Source organism: Paenibacillus sp. UNC451MF (genome assembly GCF_000686845.1).
GTDB lineage: Bacteria > Bacillota > Bacilli > Paenibacillales > NBRC-103111 > Paenibacillus_S.
In genome coordinates, this window is the sequence record NZ_JMLS01000003.1 from 99,055 (window position 1) to 116,115 (window position 17,061).

Below are 17,061 nucleotides of genomic sequence, written 5' to 3' on the forward strand. Positions count from 1 at the left end.
GTTCGAGAATAGTAGTTGATTCGCAGTGCTTTGGCGGATTCGCTAACTAGAATCGAGCAGTCTCTTTGTTAGATAGATTCGCAATGGGATTCTAATAAAGAGGAGTTGGATTCGATGATAGCCAATGTGGAGCCGTGGGCGGAATTGAGCGAGTCGGAAGTATTGAACCTGCCGGATATTCAGTTTGTCACGTATTGCTTTCAAACGTTTGGTTTAAATCGAGGGATTTATAACACAATCGATCAGTGGCTCTATAATTTCGGTTACCGGGATGTACTCCAGCGACGGAGTGCAACAGTTTCGTTCTTGAATCTGATTCGAGAAAAAAGCGAGAAGGAACGAACGTCCGGGAGCATCCTTCGCTTTGGCAAAGGCGGCGTAACGAAGCAGCTATATGACTTTATCCATCTTCCTGTTCCGGTGTTTCTTAATCAGAGCTTACTAACGGAATAATATATCGAACTATGTACCTATACCTGATGATACAGGGAAAGGAATGTAAAAGACAAAGCCTGGGCGCTTTGTCTTTTTGTAATTCCATATTTCAAAAGTTTAATGCGCTTTTTGCGGCTCGTAACGAACGTGATTGTTTCTCAAAAAGACCCACACTCCAAGAATGAGAAGGAATCCGGCTAGAATCTGAACCCAATTGATGGACTCCCCAAGCATCATCCACGCTAGAAGTGTCGCCCCTATAGGCTCACCCAATACAGCACTGGATACAGATGCGGCATTAACATATTTCAACAGCCAGTTGAATAGGATGTGCCCGAATACTGTAGGCACCAAAGCTAACAGCAAAAATAAACCCCACTCATTGAACGAATAATGAACAAAAGAATAGCTATTAAATCCGTTGTAAATGGCAAAACAAATACCTGCCACGAAGAAAACGACAAAGCTATATAACAACGAAGAAATATGCTTGCTAAGCTTTTGACCTAATAACATATGAACGGCTACGGCCGCGGTACCCAAGAGCGAGAGGAGGTCTCCTTGTAAGGCAGTCCCCGAAATTGAAAAATCTTTCGCCCCAATCATCATCGCGGCGAACACAGCCAGACAGATGCCGGCAACAGCCGCTGCGGTTGTTCTTTCACGATAAACCAAAAATGCCCCCGCAAGAACGAAAATAGGCTCCAAGGTTAACAATACAGTTGAGCTTGCCACGGAAGTATATCTTAGTGACGCCATCCACAGTAAGAAATGCAAACCCAGGGCAATGCCGGAACCAATTAGAAATAACCAATCCTTTCCAGATAACTTTTTTATTTCTGGAATATACTTCCACATAATAGGTAACATTAGAAGATTCGTGAAAAAGAGCCTGTACATCCCAGATACGGATATGGGTGCAGCAGAAAGCTTGACGAAGATGGACGAGAACGAGATGGCTATAATCCCTGCCGTAAATATTATCCATAAAGGGACAGGACTTCTTTTGCTGGTATTCATTGCTATTCCCCCGATAGTAGCTGCTTCAAAACCTTTTTATTATACTAGACTATAAGGGTAAAATGCTAGATTAGATCTCATATTTATAGTCAATATAACGTTATTGTCAAATAGGGGTATGTGGGATATAATGTTGAAGTTATTTAGAAAGGAGAATTGACCAATGTTTAAATCTAAAGCTCTTATTCTTATGTTGTTAAGTCTAGTTTTGGTTCTTTCGGCGTGCGGACAAAAGCCTGCTGCTGATTCCGCTAATTCGAACGGTGCACAGCCGGAAGCGGCGAAAGCAACGAAGCTTGAGCAAATTAAAAAGGCGGGCAAAATTGTTGTAGGTACTAGCGCCGATTATCCTCCTTACGAGTTTCATAAAGAAGTGAACGGTAAGGATACGATCGTTGGCTTCGATATCGAAATCGCAAAAGCCGTTGCTAAGGATCTGGGTGTGACACTTGAAATCAAGGACTTGAAGTATGAAGGCTTGCTTGCTGCACTGGAAGCCGGCAATATCGATTTCATCATCTCCGGGATGACACCGACTCCGGAGCGTCAGCAAAGTGTAGACTTTACCAAAATTTACTACACTGCTGTTCAAACGACTGTAGTTCGTGCCGAAGACAAAGATAAATTCAAATCGGTTGACGATTTGAAAGGCAAGAGAGTTGGAGCACAAAAAGGCGCAACTCAAGAACAAATCGTAACCAAGCAAATGCCAGGTTCGGAAATGAAGTCTTTAGGTAAAATATCCGATTTGATGCTGGATTTGAAAAATAAGAAAACGGACGCACTTGTAGTAGAACTGCCAGTAGCAACGGCTTATTTGTCTAAAAACCCAGACTTGGTCGTCTCAGATATCAAATTGTCGACAGAAGACAGTGGTTCTGCGATTGCAGTGAAGAAAGGTAGCTCCGATTTAGTGGACGCTATGAACACTTCGTTGGACAAGCTGATGAATGATAAGACCGTGGATAAATTTGTAATGGAAGCCAACGATTTGGTGGAATAATAAGATCAAGCACGCAAACAAAAACCTGTGCGGATACCCGACGGGTTTTTGTTTGGTTTATCACAATATGAAGAAGGAGCCGATCCGGTGGATTTTTCTTTTTTGCCTAAGTATTATATGTTCTTCTTGAACGGGGCCAAGGTAACCTTGCTGTTGTCTTTGTTTACCGTCATCCTCGGCGTTATTCTCGGAGTTATTTTGGCTTTGATGCGCCAATCCCGAATAGCTCCCTTGAAAATGATCGCTACCGCATACATCGAGTTCATTAGAGGGACTCCGTTGTTGGTCCAGTTGTTTTTGTTTTACTACGGGTTACCGAAGCTGGGGATCGAATTTCCGGATGTCCCTGCACTCGGAACGGCATTTCCCGAGTTTATGGCGGGAGTCGTGGCACTTTCAGTAAACAGCGCCGCATATGTTGCGGAAACGTTCCGTGCAGGTATTCAAGCTATCGATAAAGGTCAGATGGAAGCTGCTAGATCTCTAGGGATGCCTCACAGCATGGCCATGCGGTTTATTATTTTGCCTCAAGCGATTCGCAACGTGCTTCCTGCGCTGGGTAATGAGTTTATCGTCATTATTAAGGAATCGTCCATCGTTTCCGTTATCGGAATTAGTGAACTGATGTACAATGCAGATACGGTTCGCGGGAACTCATTCCGTCCGTTTGAGCCGCTTATCATCGTTGCGATCATTTACTTTGTCATCACCTTCACGTTATCCAAAATTCTCGGAATTGCCGAAAGGAGGATGAGGACTTCTGATTAAAGTTACGGATTTGCGCAAATCATTTGGGGACAATGTCGTTCTAAACGGGATCGATATTGACATTGCAAAAGGGGAAGTCGTTGTTGTCATTGGTCCTAGCGGCTCAGGTAAAAGTACGTTTCTGCGCTGCTTGAACCTGTTGGAGCAGCCGACAGGAGGCGACGTCATATTTGAAGGAACCTCATTGCTTAAAGGAAAAGCGAATATTAATCAGCTTCGTCAAAAGATGGGGATGGTATTTCAACAGTTCAATCTATTTCCTCACATGACTGTTCTGGAAAATATTACATTGGCTCCTCGTAAGCTTAAGAAAATGAGCGTAGACGAGGCGAACAAAATTGCTCATGACCTTCTCCGCAAAATCGGATTGACGGACAAAGCAGACCGGTATCCCGGGCAGCTGTCCGGCGGTCAGAAACAAAGAATCGCCATCGCCCGTGCATTAGCAATGTCCCCTGACATGCTGCTGTTCGATGAGCCTACTAGTGCACTCGATCCGGAAATGGTCGGAGAAGTGCTTGATGTCATGAAGCAGCTCGCTAAGGATGGAATGACGATGATAGTTGTTACGCATGAGATGGGGTTCGCACGTGAAGTGGGCAGCCGTCTCGTCTTCATGGATGGTGGCAAAATTATCGAGCAGGGGAATCCGACAGAAGTATTCTCGAATCCCCAGCAAGCTAGAACGAAAGAGTTTCTGGGCAAGGTTCTTTAGCCTGACCGCCTGAAAATCCTTATTTTCTATAAGCGACAGGAGCGCCGTGATAAATCGCGGTTCCAACCGGCTCTCCTTCGCATATTGCTTTCATGGAACCCGCCTGATCGAAGTTGAAGACGAATACTGGCAGCTTATAATCTCTCGCCAATATAAAGGCGGATTGATCCATAACGGTCAGATTTTGATTTAATACTTCATCGTATGGCAAGGTGGCGTAAGCCCTTGCAGACGGATTTGTCCGCGGGTCACTATCCAATACCCCATTAACCCCTTGCTTAGCTACCAGAATAGCGTCACAACTCACCTCCAAAGCGCGCTGCACCGATGGATAATCCGTAGTGACATAGGGTTGACCATTACCTCCAGCAAAAATAACGATATACCCTTTCTCTAAGTGGTGGATAGCTCGTAATCGAATGTAGGGCTCCGCAACGGAGTTCACAGGGAAAGATGACATTACTCGGACTTCTTTGCCGGTTTTATGCTTCAGAACACCTCTTAGCATTAAGCTGTTAATGACCGTGGCCAATGTCCCGATATTATCCGCTTCAACACGCTCAATGCCCCAATGTTCAGCCATATTGCCTCTGAAAATATTCCCGCCGCCGATAACGATAGAAACCTCTATTCCCATTTCAACTACAGCCAAAATTTCCTTCGCAATATGCTCCAACCGATCTGGATCGAATCCAAACTCGTTACCTCCGGCAACAGCTCCACCGCTAAGCTTGATCAAAATGCGTTTGTACTTGGACATGGATAGCACCTCCACAATGAATGAGATCACTTGGACTTTAAACCTTGGGCAAAAAAAAGAACTAAAGCACAGGGCCTTAGTTCTTATAAACGAAATCATATGAAATAGGAAAGAGCAGCTTAGACGACCTGAACGACTCAAGAATTGGATTCATGACATCGGCTCCTTCCTAAATTAACCATTTAGAGTAGCATAGCAGATGAGGAACAGCTTTTCAATTATTATTTTAAGTCAGAATGTATGCTTTTTTTGAACTCATCACGGATCGCTTTCAATACGTCTGGGTTGGCAATCGCATCATAAGCTGTATGGGCCAATACCTTAGCGCCAAGCAGCATTCCATCAAAAGCTCGGTCCTTCATCGCCAGGTCGCGGAATTCTTTGGTATGAAGCAGGTGGACCTCATCAACAACCTTGATATAAGGATGGATAGTAGGACAATGTCTCGATACGTTTCCGAGATCGACAGAGCCGTGATCCTTACCGTACTGGATTTCTTCCTCTTTAACGCCCATTGCTATTAAGTTGTTGGTAAACAGGTCGGATAACGTCTGATTGGTAATCAGCTCGTCATAGGAGAACTCGTAATTCGAGGTTTTAAGTGCGCATCCCGTTTGGATAGCTGCCCCTTCGGCACAACGCAGCACTTTTTGCACCACTTCATCGGTGTAAGGACGGTTGGACGACCGTACATAAAATTGTGCCGATGCATAGTCCGGGATAATATTAGCTGCTTTCCCGCCCTCAGGAATAATTCCATGGATGCGAACATGGCTCTGCAGCTGCTGTCTTAATGCATTGATGGATTGAAAAAGAAGCAGGACGGCATCCAAAGCATTGACACCTTCATAAGGACTTGCCGCGGCATGAGCTGCTTTGCCGAAATATTCGAACTGAATGGCATCCATGGCCAGCGATTCTCCGGACTTTTCATATGTATAATAAGGATGTGCCATCAGCGCAAAATCGACGTCATCGAATAAGCCTTCTGCCGACATGGGTACCTTGGCTCCTTTAGTTTCTTCAGCCGGCGTACCGTAAACGCGAATCGTACCGCCCAGCTCGTCGATTACTGATTTTAACCCAATTGCCGCAGCGATACCCATGGTTCCTATGATATGATGACCACAGGCATGTCCAAGGTCGGCTAGTGCATCATATTCGCATAGAAAAGCGACGATAGGGCCCGGCTTTCCGCTCGAGTATGTACCCATAAATGCAGTCGGCAAATCCAAAACTGGATTTTGAATCTCAAACCCGTGAACCCTTAGCTCATCCATCAGTCGGCGAGAGGCCAGCCATTCTTCGTGCCCTAGCTCAGGGTTTTCACCGATAAACCGGGAGATTTGGATGAAGCTATCTGCATGTTGATCGATGGTTGCTGCGATTGTTGTTTTCATGATTTCTCATACTCCTTTGGTGTGCCATCAGAATATTATCATTATATACAAAAAGACCTCCTCTGCCCAATAAGGATAGGGGAGGAGATCTTCATTATTATGCTAAATAAATTTTATTGAACTGTTCTCCGTTTGGGGTCAAGTAAAATTTGATCTTCCAATGACCGTTTGATTTTACTCATGGCATCTACTTCCAATTGATGGTTCTGAGGAAAACGTACACCGGTTAAAGCTAAAGCCTCATTTAACGTTAATTCAACTGAAATGGTTTGTTTTCCCTGCTGGTTTTGAGCTTCATAAGCCATATTGTATCGCTCCTTTACATGATCGTTATGCTGTATCAAGATAGGGGATTCCAGCTGCAATGAGAGTGCCATGTCAGCAAAAAAACCTTGATTTTGCTTGATTTCAATATAACACATCATGTAATGTTTATCAAGGGCGACTTCTAAAAAGAGGCACTGTTTTTACGAGTGCTTGTCCTGTGATATTTCATCCTTCTTTGCTGTAAAGTGACAACTAAATAATCAATTTGCTGACTTAATTCGACCACCCGGGGATCTACCAAGCTTCCGGTTTTTTCCACCAACTGATATAATCGGCTTTGCATTTGCTCCATATTTCGCTTCAGCAATACATCGTCCATTTTTTCCTATATCCCCATTCGATAACATTTTTTTCCTCACATCGAGCTATTATAATATGAACTGCATGTAAAATATGTAAAACGCTGTCGAGCGTTATGTTAAAGTTTGATTACAAAAAACATACAAAATACGGAAATGGAAATACTAAATTCTACATGCAGAGGGGGTGAATGATCGATGGATAATGCTAAAGCAAATACTAAAAATAACCCAAACTTTAAAGAAAATAAATTTACAGAGGATGAAGCTGTCGTCCACGCAGAGAATGCTGCTGATGTTCCTCCGAGCTTAAATGAAATACCTAAGCAAACGAACCCGCAGTAAAAAAATGCAAAGAAAAACCGCCGCAGCCTCAATGAGGTTACGGCGGTTTTGGTTTGTGAGGATGAGAGTTGGCATAATCAAGAGTATAGCAGGGATATTTGGAATTAGATTGCACTAATAAATTCATACTGTCCCGATAAAAGACGAACGACAGAATAACCTGCTTCATGAAACAGGAACTCGATATCCTTACAGTCTTCTATAAGAATACCACTTTCCTTAATAGAGGCCCCCTTTACAGAGGGGATATACACATCCGCGTCGCAATTTACGGGAATGGTTATTTTTAAAGTGAGTTGAGTCCATTCATTCATAACTAGTTCCCGCGCCCATTCGACACGAATTTTTCCAACTGGGAGTAGATGTTCTGCTTTAGCTCTATCCAAGTTAAAAGGCAAAAACGGTTTAATCGATATTTGATAGGAATCGGTCGAGGCTTCATACTGGTAATGAATTCCTGATAACCCTTGATAGAGCCACTCTTCCAAATGTCCCAGCATAAAATGGTTTTGTGATTTGCCAACCGTTGGGCCGTCCCACGCTTCTGTTAAGGACGTTGCCCCATGTGCTATCTGATAACCATAGCTTGGGTGATCGGTTGTTCGCGTCATTTCGTATATCACGTCTGACCGACCATTCATAGCTAATGCGTGCAGAACATACCGGTGGCCTACATCACCTGCAGTCGTATGATAACCGTGTAGACGGATGTCCTCAATTAAATGAGAAAGAACATTTTCTTTGTGATGGTCATCGACGAGCCCCAATACTAGCGGCAATGCGTTGGACGCTTGACTCCCTGTTGCGTAGTTGGATGTTTCAGGGTGGAAGAAGGCATCATTGAACGCTGTTTTAATTTTCTCCCGTAACGCCGCGTATTGTTCGGAATCTGTATGATAATTTAATAAGCCCGCCATTTGTGCAAAAATATCAACCATGTGATAATAAATCGCTGTTTCCGTATGAGAGACAGGCGTGTTCTTAGCAAAACCGGGATCACCCACGCCAACATCGTACCAATCTCCAAGGCCACCTTGAACGATAAAAGAATCCGAGCCTTGAGTCACGTAATCGATATAGGCTTTCATTCCAGGATAATGCTCCTTCATGGTTCGAGTGTTCCCATATAGGCGGTAAAGATTCCAAGCTGTAAGTACATAGGCAGCTCCCCAGGATACGGAATCGCGAAAGCAGTGCCATTGCTCGGAAAATACGACATATTCCGGTGCTGTTGTCGGTACCATGCCGTTAGAGAGCTGAGCGTCACGGATGTCTTCCATTGATTTGACCAACAAGGATTCAATCTGATAATTATACGCTACGGATGGACCCATCAGATGAATTTGCTCGAGCCAACCAAGCTTTTCACGGTGAGGGCAATCGGTGAAAATACTTTTCATATTGCTTAAAATGGACCAATTAATCAATTCATGAGTTCGGTTAAGCAGCATGTCCGAGCATTCGAAGCTTCCGGTAACCGGCGTATCTGGATAAATCATTTGGCCTTCGAATCGGAGCAACCTTGCGCTATCGGTTGGTTTTCGTTCTCCCGCTAGAGCGGACGGGATTGCACCTTCGATCTGTACATAACGGAAACCGGTATAGGTGAAGCGGGGCTTCCACACTTCCTCACCAGAACCTTCGAGGGTATAGTGCAGCTTGGTAGGGGAACCGGTCCACTTCTGATTGACGGTTCCATCTTCTTTCAACAATTCTGCAGGGGTCAAAGTAACTCTGGTTCCTGCAGGACCTTGCACGGACAGTTCGACCCAGCCGGAGAAGTTTTGTCCGAGATCGGCAACGTACAAGCCTGGAGAAGGCTGACTGAAGCTTACTGGCTGGAAGTTCTTCATCACCTTCAATGGAGATGTCCCTTGCGATTTCAGCTTTCCCGCAGGAGCCTCTACAAGTGCTGCATTCTTCCATGTAGCATGTCCCTGAAACCCAGACTGATCCCAACCCCTCTGCATCAGGCGGGCATCGAAGTCCTCGCCACCATATATACATGAAAAGGTGATAGGCCCAGAGGAGGTCCGCCATCCCGGGTGGCTAGGAACCGTTAAGGTAGTGCCGTCCGCATAGGTGATTTCAAGCTGAACCAAGCATTTGGGATCGCCAAACGAGCCTTTGTATTTGCGATATCTGCCTCCCGTCACATTGTAAAAGCCATTGCCAAGCATAACTCCTACTGCATTGGAGCCCTCGTGAACATCGTCAGTCACATCATATACGCAATATAGGCAGGTCTTATGATAATTTGTCCAGCCAGGCTCCAATACGTTGTCGCTAATCTTGCTTCCGTTCAAACGGAGTTCGAAATGTCCTAGGCCGCACACATAAGCACGTGCTCTTGCAACAGGCCTATCGAGGGTAAATTCATGTCTGAACAAGGGGAGTGAAGCAGGAGCGTCATGCTCCTGATCAGACTCACCGATCCAGCTTGCAGACCAATCATGCGTTTCCATAAGACCCATTTCCCACCAAGACACCGGACTTTCGATCATTTTATTGTTCTGATCCCACACCTGCACTTTCCAATAATAACGCTGGCGAGATAACAGCTGTGTACCTTTGTACTCAATATGAATGTTTTTTCGGCTCTCTATTTTTCCGCTATCCCATATGTCGCTAGATTCACCATGTATGCCCTCCACAGAAGTGGACACAAGGATACGGTATGCGGTTTGAAGCTGAGCACGAATTGGCTCATTCTTATAGCTCCAGCTGAAGGAGGGAGTAACTGCATCGATTCCGATCGGGCAAATTTTGCTTTCTACCAACATCTCACCAAACTGCATCGTTATCAAGTCTCCTTAATGGAAAAAGTTGTCATTCGTTAAAAATAGGATGCGATGCAGCGACCGTAATCGAGCGGAACTCCTTGCCATAATTACGGGTTGGATCTCCTTCTTTAAACAGCCTGCAAGAGCAGTAGAAGTGATACAATACCCCGTTATACGTTATAACGGATGGCTTGTGGGCGAAGATAGAGTCAATGCTTCCTTGCTCACCTACGGTGATGATCGGCTCTGGATATTTGTCCCAATGGATGAGATCCTGGGATAAGGCAATGCCTTCTTGAGCTTGCTTGTAATTGTAGCCAAAGTAATACATCGCCCACTGATTACCGTGAAGCAGAACGCATGGATCACTGACAAAACCGGAGTCCCAACGGTCCGCAGAGACGTGCAGGACAGGATTATGCTCATATCTGTTCCACTGCTTTAGGTCGGAGGAGAAGGCTACTCCTGTTTGCTCGATCCATCTGCCTTTGTTTTTGTTTTTAGCATTATAAAATAAATAGAATTTGTTTTCGTGCTCAACAAGGCATTCTTTATACAGGCCACCTTTCTCCCAATCTGCGCCTTCCTCAGGAGTGAGGATCGGGTCCGGACATCTATGCCAGGTCAACAGGTCCTCATCATCAGTCCAGGCAATGCCGATTTTGGCGGAGCCTTCCTCATAGCCTGTCTCAGGATAGGCGTGATAGACTAGCCAATATTTATCGTTCCATTTTTTGAGCACAGGCGGGGCTTCGATTCGGTTCTCCTTCATTATCCAAGTGCCGGCAATATTGACTGAGTCCCATCCGGAACCTTCATTTCTACGTAAAATGACGCTAAGATGCTCCCAATTCAGCAGATCTTCACTTGTCGCCAAAGCCGTTTGATAGCCGGTTCCGTCGAAACCGACATACATCATGTAAAACTTCTCATTATGCTGAAATACAAAGGGACAATCGACGGCATTTTCGTCAAAATGGCCAGGAATACCTGATCCTACCAGGACCGGTTTGCCGTATTTGTAAGGAGTTAAATAGGCTTGAATATCCATAAGAACACACCTTTTTTAGTTTTTTAACTGCTGATCCTATTTGTACGTGACCTCTATCTGAAGAGTACTACAGGTGATTAGCTCGCCAAGAGGGTTATAGTATCTGATCTATAGGTTGATTGGACTTTTCGGTTAATCATCTCCAAGTTAATGGTTTGAATCCCCCATTTGCGGAACGTTCAATTGAGCTTATAGTAGGAGAAAAGGATTTATAGCAAGTATTTCTATAACCCCGACAAGGAGCTGAAGCCGTTGAAAAATAATATTCCAACCGGAGTCTGGCCGACGATGATTACTCCGTTCACGAATTCCAATGAGGTGGATTATATAGCATTGGAACAGCTGATTGAGTGGTACATTAACCAAGGCGTTCATGGTTTATTCGCGGTATGTCAATCAAGCGAAATGTTTTACCTTTCCCTTGAGGAAAGGGTGCGAATCGCACGGTTCGTTAAGGAAAAGTCTGATGGTCGAGTGCCGGTTATTGCTTCGGGGCATATATCGGATGGATTTGATGATCAGGTGGATGAACTGCAGCGGATGGCGGACACGGGAGTCGATGCGGTCGTGCTGGTTAGCAACAGGCTGGCGTCTTCAGAGGAATCGGACGAAGTCTGGAGTCATCGCACCCAGCAGCTGCTTGATCGGATACCGGATGTGTCGTTCGGCATATATGAATGTCCTTACCCTTACAAAAGATTGCTGACCCCGACCATGCTCGAATGGTGCGCAGATTCGGGGCGTTTCTTGTTTCTTAAGGATACCTCCTGCGATATAAACAGTATTGCTGACAAATTGGATGCAGTAAGGGGGAGTCAGTTGCAAATATTTAACGCCAACTCAGCTACTCTGCTGGAATCCTTGAAGCTGGGAGCGGCTGGGTTTAGCGGTGTAATGGCTAATTTCCACCCTGATTTATATGTGCGACTAACGGAGCTATGGAGTGTTGAACCGGATGCTGCGGAGACGATTCAGTCATTTGCAGGAGCTGCCTCCTTAGTGGAGCTGCAGATGTATCCAATTAATGCGAAGTATCACTTACAGCAAAGAGGACTCCCGATCACATTACATTGTCGTTCCAAAGACGCCAGTGCGTTTAGAGAAAATCACCGACGAGAAGTGGAACAACTGGATTCATTATATAAATTAGTAAAGGGAGGGTTTCTTAATGCCGTTTCAAGCAAATGATAGAATTGTATTTATAGGTGACAGTATTACGGACAAGGGAAGGAAAAAAGACCCCTTAAAGCTGGGGTCAGGCTACGTGCGGATGCTGCATGATTCCCTATTGGCTCTATACCCTGAGCTTTCCTTGAAGGTAATCAATGAAGGCGTATCTGGAAATCGTGTGATCGATTTGGCCAGACGGTGGACGCTAGATGTCATGGATCACCGGCCGCAATGGATTTCGATTTCGATTGGAATCAACGATGTGTGGAGACAGTTGGATTCGCCGGATGGTGAACAGGTTTACCCTGATCGATTCGAATCGGTATACCGAGGTTTGTTAGATCAGACCCAATCGCTTCCTAATTGCCGTCTTGTTCTTATGCAGCCAACCATAATAAAGGAATATCCGGATACGACAGGAAATTTGCTGTTAAAGCCATATGTGGAAATCGTCGATCGGTTAGCTGAAGAATTTCAAGCCGTCCTCGTACCGACGCATCAAGCGTTCCTTCATTTTTTACAATGTAATACCGGACTGGATTTAACAACAGACGGAGTTCATATGAACAGTCTCGGGGATACGCTAATGGCGTCAACGTGGCTTGAAGCGGTGCGAAGTTCTAAGAAATAGGCCATGTAAAAGTAAATTGTTGATATACACCTACAAACCGGGAGCTAATGTTAGTTCCCGGTTTTCTAATGCTTACCTTCGAAAAGATCACGAATTCCATTTATCCAATGCTAAAAAAGAGTCTGGTCATTAATAAAGGGTCAGAAAATACATGAATGGTGCAAGCCGTCGCCTATAAATAGGATGAATTCGCCCTATAATGGGTCATTGTCATTCCTGTAAACTTTAAATCAAGTTACTTTATCAAAAGAGTCCTCGGAGCTTCTGAGTGAATTGCCGAGAATCTGACCATGGGGGGTAAGAGGATGAGAGTTAGCGATTTAAAGACGGAATACATCGAAAATCCGTTAGGTCTCGATACGTCCGAGCCGAGATTAAGCTGGATTATTGAATCTGAAATATACGGTCAGTTCCAGACGGCCTATCAAGTGATAGTTGCTAGTTGTCCACAATTGTTGCATGACAATAAAAGCGATGTTTGGGACAGCGGTAAGGTGCTATCCGACCAATCTTTGAACGTGGTTTACAAAGGGAAATTGCTCGAATCAAGACAGGTTTATTACTGGAAAGTCAGAGTTTGGGATAAACACGATAACTCTTCTCCATGGAGCAGCATTGCACGATGGTCTATGGGTATGCTTAACGGCAATGAATGGCAGGCTAGCTGGATTGGACGAACTAAGCCTGAAACGGCTGATCTTCTGCCGTCTCCGTATTTCAGGAAAACATTGCGCGTGGAAAAGCCAGTCAAGCAAGCCCTGTTATACGCAAGCGCCTTAGGATTGTATGAACTATATGTGAATGGCGAAAGAGTCAGTGATGATTATTTTGCACCGGGGTGGACTGATTATAACATTAGAGTACAGTATCAAACCTACGATGTGACTGCTCATCTTCTCACAGGGGAGGCTACATTGGGAGCCATTGTAGGAACGGGTTGGTATTGTGGTTATGTAGGAATGTTCGGCCCGAACCGTTACGGAGATAACCCTCATGTACTCATCGAGCTGCAAATTGAATATGAGGATGGGACTACTCAGGTGGTGGTAACGGATGAATCTTGGAAGACGTTGTCAGGGCCCATTCTCTATTCAGATTTGCTCAAAGGTGAAACGTATGATGCCCGTTTGGAGCCTACAGGATGGAAGCTTCCCGGATTCGACGATTCATCTTGGGATGCTCCGGTTGTACTTAGCTCTTATGACGGAGTGATGACCGCACAGGTGGACCCGCCCGTACAAGTAATGAAGGAATTGCTTCCGGTTAGCATGAAAAAAACGGACCGAGGCACCTACATGTTTGACATGGGGCAGAATATGGTCGGTTGGGTTCGACTTCAGATCGAAAGTAGTCAATCTGGTCAAGAGATAACCGTTGCTTGTGCAGAAATGCTAAATAGCGATAATACTTTGTACAGTATAAATCTTCGGGAAGCGGTACAGCAGGAGAAATATATCCTAGATGGGCAAAAGGAAGTAATGCTGGAGCCGCACTTTACTTTTCATGGGTTCCGTTATGTTGAAGTGACGGGGCTAATTCATGCACCAACATTGAATTCGGTTATCGGAAGGGTCATTCATTCGGCAACGCCGCAAACAGGCTGGATAGAAACCTCGAATGTGATGCTCAATAAGCTGCTGAGTAATATCGAGTGGGGGCAACGCGGTAACTTTATTAGCGTTCCGACCGATTGCCCGCAGCGTGATGAGAGGCTGGGATGGACGGGGGATGCGCAGATTTTTGCCCGGACGGCTAGTTATAACATGGATGTAGCACGATTTTTCAATAAATATATGACGGATGTTATCGATGCGCAGCAGCCTTCAGGAGCTTTTCCAGATGTAGCGCCGGACTCAGGCTGGGAGCATTTTAAGCACAACCATAAAGAGCTTAACTGGCATGCGCCGGATAACGGCGGCTGGGGAGATGCTGGCGTTATTATTCCTTGGACCGTCTACCAAGTGTATGGCGATCTGAGAATATTGGAGAATAGCTATCCGGCTATGGTCAAATGGGTGGAATATTTAAAAGAAAACAGCAGCGGTCTAATCCGACCTGGCTACTCGAACTATGGAGACTGGCTCTCCATCAATGCTGAAACACCGAAGGATGTTCTGGATACCGCTTATTTTGCTTACAGTACCGTATTGCTTTCCAAAGCAGCCAAAGCACTTGGAAAGGATGAGGACGCGCGTAAATATACAGAGCTGTTCGAGGCGATTAAACAAGCTTTCGGTACTGCGTTCGTGGATGTTGATGGTCGCATCAAAGGGGATACGCAGACGGTTTACGTGCTTGCGTTGAAAATGAACTTGCTGACAGAGACCCAGCGTACACTTGCCATAAAATATTTGGTGGATAACATTCAGGAGCATGGCAATCACTTGACGACCGGGTTTCTTGGAGTAGGATATTTGCTTCCTGCGCTAACCGAGATGGGGAGAGAAGATGTTGCCTATTCCTTGTTAATTCAGGATACGTTCCCTTCTTGGTTGTATTCAGTCAAGCACGGAGCGACAACGATTTGGGAACGGTGGGATGCCTGGACGGAAACGGATGGCTTCCAAAATCCAGGCATGAACTCCTTCAATCATTATTCATTAGGTTCTGTCGGAGAGTGGATGTACCAGACAATCCTTGGTATCAATACCGTGGAAGATCAGCCGGGATATAAGCACATAGTGATACATCCCCGTCCGGGAGGCGGGCTGCATTTTGCAAAAGGAGAATTCAAGTCCGTGTACGGTACTATCAACGTGGAATGGAAGCACGAGAAGTCCTATTTCATTATGAAGGTTCGCATTCCTGTGAACACAACAGCTACTATCCATGTTCCAGGTAGGGTTGTGAATGACGATCAACAAGATAGCCAACCGGCTCTTCGTCTTATGAGCTCAGAACAAAATCAGACGGTATACGAAGCAGGCTCTGGGAGCTACACTTTCATATCCAAATTGGCGAAAAGCAGCACAGGCTCAGGAATGGAACCTGGCTTGAGCTTGTCGTATGAAAAGAGTTCTTAATTAAATGCAAGGAGGAAAAACACGTGGCTTTTGAAGTTGAACAAACTACAGGCAATAGCGAATGGTTCACTCATGACCGTTTCGGCTTATTTATCCATTGGGGTTTATATTCATTGGGGGCGAGACATGAATGGCTGCAATCAAGGGAAAGAATGAGTTCGGAAAAATACAGTAAATACTTTAAACGGTTTGATCCGGATTTGTACGATCCTGACCTGTGGGCCAAGCTAGCATCTGATGCTGGGATGAAATATTTCGTTGTAACGACCAAGCATCATGAAGGATTCTGCTTATGGGATAGCAAGCTTACGGATTATAAAGCGACGAACACTCCGGCGGGACGCGATGTGCTTAGGCCAATGGTCGATGCATTCCGCCAGCGCGATATGAAGGTCGGCTTCTATCATTCTTTGATAGACTGGCATCATTCACACTATACCGTTGATCCTAAGCATCCGCTCCGTTTTGATCCGAAATTTATTGCAGAGAGCACAGGACGTGATTTCTCCATTTACCGGGATTACTTGTTTGGACAAACGAAGGAACTACTAACAGAATTCGGCAAAGTGGATTTGATGTTCTATGACTTTTCTTTCCCGGAAGAAAACGGATTGGCTGGCAAAGGCAAAGCTGACTGGGGCAGTGAAGAGCTGGTTCGGATGATTCGAGAACTGCAGCCGCAGATTATGCTGAACGATCGTCTTCAAATTGGAGGCGACATTACGACACCGGAGCAATACATACCGACAAAGTGGGTTCAAGTCGGAGGCAAACGGGTTGTTTGGGAGACGTGCCATACGTTCAGCGGTTCGTGGGGATATCACCGTGAAGAGGAAACGTGGAAGAGCGTTGATGTCTTGGTCAAAATGTTGATTGATGTAGTGAGCAAAGGGGGGAACCTGCTGCTTAACGTAGGCCCAACCGGACGAGGTGAGTTTGATGAACGCGCCATAGACCGATTGAAGGGAATCGGGGAATGGATGAAGCGGCACAGCAAATCGATCTATGGCTGCACGCAAGCTCCGGATACATTCGAATGTCCCCAGGATTGTCGTTTGACCTACAACCCGCAAACGAACCGGATGTACCTGCATGTGTACAGCTGGCCATTTAAAAATATACATCTACGCGGCTTCGCGGGTCGAGTTGAATATGCTCAGCTGCTGAATGACGCTTCGGAAATCCGATTTAAAGAAGGCTTCGTTCAAAGCGGCATTGAAGAAGGGGCTTTCCGAGAAGGAAGAGATGAAAGCACGCTCACTTTATCGCTTCCCGTTAAACAGCCTAACGAAGCTGTGCCAGTGATTGAATTGTTCTTGAAATAAGGCTAA

16 protein-coding genes are annotated in these 17,061 nt (G+C 45.3%); 9 read left to right on the forward strand and 7 right to left on the reverse strand.

Annotation, left to right across the window (positions count from 1 at the left end):
* Positions 1 to 114: 114 nt before the first annotated feature.
* Complete coding sequence (locus BP97_RS35465; RefSeq protein WP_051620408.1) at positions 115 to 453, forward strand: hypothetical protein; 339 nt, start codon at positions 115 to 117, stop codon at positions 451 to 453.
* Positions 454 to 552: 99 nt separating this feature from the next.
* On the opposite strand, the gene BP97_RS35470 is transcribed toward BP97_RS35465, so the two are convergent.
* Positions 553 to 1,455 (reverse strand): DMT family transporter, encoded by a 903-nt coding sequence (locus tag BP97_RS35470; RefSeq protein ID WP_036745586.1) that lies wholly within the window; start codon positions 1,453 to 1,455, stop codon positions 553 to 555.
* A 163-nt stretch (positions 1,456 to 1,618) separates the two neighbouring features.
* Between BP97_RS35470 and BP97_RS0106090 the strand changes: the two genes are divergently transcribed.
* The 3 genes from BP97_RS0106090 to BP97_RS0106100 all read left to right on the forward strand — a co-directional run bounded on the left by BP97_RS0106090 (position 1,619) and on the right by BP97_RS0106100 (position 3,941).
* Entirely contained in the window at positions 1,619 to 2,458 is an 840-nt protein-coding gene (locus BP97_RS0106090) for a transporter substrate-binding domain-containing protein (RefSeq protein ID WP_028548295.1), read from the forward strand.
* A gap of 87 nt (positions 2,459 to 2,545) precedes the next feature.
* Positions 2,546 to 3,226 carry an amino acid ABC transporter permease gene (locus BP97_RS0106095; RefSeq protein WP_028548296.1) on the forward strand — a complete coding sequence of 227 codons (681 nt, stop codon included), beginning with the start codon at positions 2,546 to 2,548 and terminating at the stop codon, positions 3,224 to 3,226.
* The gene (locus BP97_RS0106100) at positions 3,219 to 3,941 is read left to right on the forward strand and encodes an amino acid ABC transporter ATP-binding protein (protein ID WP_028548297.1); all 723 of its coding nucleotides are present in this window, start codon (positions 3,219 to 3,221) and stop codon (positions 3,939 to 3,941) included. Before BP97_RS0106095 ends, BP97_RS0106100 begins: the two co-directional genes overlap by 8 nt.
* Positions 3,942 to 3,960: 19 nt before the next feature.
* Here BP97_RS0106100 and pyrH read toward each other — a convergent pair whose 3' ends face one another.
* The 4 genes from pyrH to BP97_RS35475 form a co-directional block, all read right to left on the reverse strand.
* A complete protein-coding gene (gene pyrH, locus BP97_RS0106105; protein ID WP_028548298.1) occupies positions 3,961 to 4,701 on the reverse strand; it encodes a UMP kinase in 741 nt (246 codons plus the stop codon).
* 221 nt (positions 4,702 to 4,922) lie between these two features.
* The gene (locus BP97_RS0106110) at positions 4,923 to 6,101 is read right to left on the reverse strand and encodes a M20 family metallopeptidase (protein WP_028548299.1); all 1,179 of its coding nucleotides are present in this window, start codon (positions 6,099 to 6,101) and stop codon (positions 4,923 to 4,925) included.
* 113 nt (positions 6,102 to 6,214) lie between these two features.
* Positions 6,215 to 6,406 carry a hypothetical protein gene (locus tag BP97_RS0106115; RefSeq protein WP_028548300.1) on the reverse strand — a complete coding sequence of 64 codons (192 nt, stop codon included), beginning with the start codon at positions 6,404 to 6,406 and terminating at the stop codon, positions 6,215 to 6,217.
* Positions 6,407 to 6,549: 143 nt separating this feature from the next.
* Positions 6,550 to 6,747 carry an aspartyl-phosphate phosphatase Spo0E family protein gene (locus BP97_RS35475; protein ID WP_036745587.1) on the reverse strand — a complete coding sequence of 66 codons (198 nt, stop codon included), beginning with the start codon at positions 6,745 to 6,747 and terminating at the stop codon, positions 6,550 to 6,552.
* 178 nt (positions 6,748 to 6,925) lie between these two features.
* Here BP97_RS35475 and BP97_RS40600 point away from each other — a divergent pair, with 178 nt between their 5' ends.
* Positions 6,926 to 7,072 carry a hypothetical protein gene (locus BP97_RS40600; protein WP_197035416.1) on the forward strand — a complete coding sequence of 49 codons (147 nt, stop codon included), beginning with the start codon at positions 6,926 to 6,928 and terminating at the stop codon, positions 7,070 to 7,072.
* A gap of 104 nt (positions 7,073 to 7,176) precedes the next feature.
* Here BP97_RS40600 and BP97_RS0106130 read toward each other — a convergent pair whose 3' ends face one another.
* Positions 7,177 to 9,870 (reverse strand): alpha-L-rhamnosidase, encoded by a 2,694-nt coding sequence (locus BP97_RS0106130; protein ID WP_156043155.1) that lies wholly within the window; start codon positions 9,868 to 9,870, stop codon positions 7,177 to 7,179.
* 31 nt (positions 9,871 to 9,901) lie between these two features.
* On the reverse strand, positions 9,902 to 10,906 hold the full coding sequence (locus BP97_RS0106135; protein ID WP_028548302.1) for a glycoside hydrolase family protein: 1,005 nt from the start codon (positions 10,904 to 10,906) through the stop codon (positions 9,902 to 9,904).
* Positions 10,907 to 11,158: 252 nt separating this feature from the next.
* On the opposite strand from BP97_RS0106135, the gene BP97_RS0106140 reads away from it, so the two are divergent.
* From BP97_RS0106140 to BP97_RS0106155, 4 genes are all read left to right on the forward strand, one after another.
* A complete protein-coding gene (locus tag BP97_RS0106140; RefSeq protein ID WP_028548303.1) occupies positions 11,159 to 12,094 on the forward strand; it encodes a dihydrodipicolinate synthase family protein in 936 nt (311 codons plus the stop codon).
* The gene (locus tag BP97_RS0106145) at positions 12,075 to 12,707 is read left to right on the forward strand and encodes an SGNH/GDSL hydrolase family protein (protein WP_028548304.1); all 633 of its coding nucleotides are present in this window, start codon (positions 12,075 to 12,077) and stop codon (positions 12,705 to 12,707) included. Before BP97_RS0106140 ends, BP97_RS0106145 begins: the two co-directional genes overlap by 20 nt.
* A 305-nt stretch (positions 12,708 to 13,012) precedes the next feature.
* Positions 13,013 to 15,730: a glycoside hydrolase family 78 protein gene (locus BP97_RS35480; RefSeq protein WP_064745670.1), complete on the forward strand. Its 2,718-nt coding sequence runs from the start codon at positions 13,013 to 13,015 to the stop codon at positions 15,728 to 15,730.
* A 23-nt stretch (positions 15,731 to 15,753) separates the two neighbouring features.
* The gene (locus BP97_RS0106155; RefSeq protein WP_028548305.1) at positions 15,754 to 17,055 is read left to right on the forward strand and encodes an alpha-L-fucosidase; all 1,302 of its coding nucleotides are present in this window, start codon (positions 15,754 to 15,756) and stop codon (positions 17,053 to 17,055) included.
* Positions 17,056 to 17,061 lie beyond the last annotated feature (6 nt).

Excerpts from the sequence above, each read along its gene's own strand:
- BP97_RS35465 (WP_051620408.1), top strand. The coding sequence starts at position 115 with ATGATAGCCAATGTGGAGCCGTGGGCGGAATTGAGCGAGTCGGAAGTA.
- BP97_RS35470 (WP_036745586.1), bottom strand. The coding sequence starts at position 1,455 with ATGAATACCAGCAAAAGAAGTCCTGTCCCTTTATGGATAATATTTACG.
- BP97_RS0106090 (WP_028548295.1), top strand. The coding sequence starts at position 1,619 with ATGTTTAAATCTAAAGCTCTTATTCTTATGTTGTTAAGTCTAGTTTTG.
- pyrH (WP_028548298.1), bottom strand. The coding sequence starts at position 4,701 with ATGTCCAAGTACAAACGCATTTTGATCAAGCTTAGCGGTGGAGCTGTT.
- BP97_RS0106110 (WP_028548299.1), bottom strand. The coding sequence starts at position 6,101 with ATGAAAACAACAATCGCAGCAACCATCGATCAACATGCAGATAGCTTC.
- BP97_RS0106115 (WP_028548300.1), bottom strand. The coding sequence starts at position 6,406 with ATGGCTTATGAAGCTCAAAACCAGCAGGGAAAACAAACCATTTCAGTT.
- BP97_RS35475 (WP_036745587.1), bottom strand. The coding sequence starts at position 6,747 with ATGGACGATGTATTGCTGAAGCGAAATATGGAGCAAATGCAAAGCCGA.
- BP97_RS40600 (WP_197035416.1), top strand. The coding sequence starts at position 6,926 with ATGGATAATGCTAAAGCAAATACTAAAAATAACCCAAACTTTAAAGAA.
- BP97_RS0106130 (WP_156043155.1), bottom strand. The coding sequence starts at position 9,870 with ATGCAGTTTGGTGAGATGTTGGTAGAAAGCAAAATTTGCCCGATCGGA.
- BP97_RS0106135 (WP_028548302.1), bottom strand. The coding sequence starts at position 10,906 with ATGGATATTCAAGCCTATTTAACTCCTTACAAATACGGCAAACCGGTC.
- BP97_RS0106145 (WP_028548304.1), top strand. The coding sequence starts at position 12,075 with ATGCCGTTTCAAGCAAATGATAGAATTGTATTTATAGGTGACAGTATT.
- BP97_RS35480 (WP_064745670.1), top strand. The coding sequence starts at position 13,013 with ATGAGAGTTAGCGATTTAAAGACGGAATACATCGAAAATCCGTTAGGT.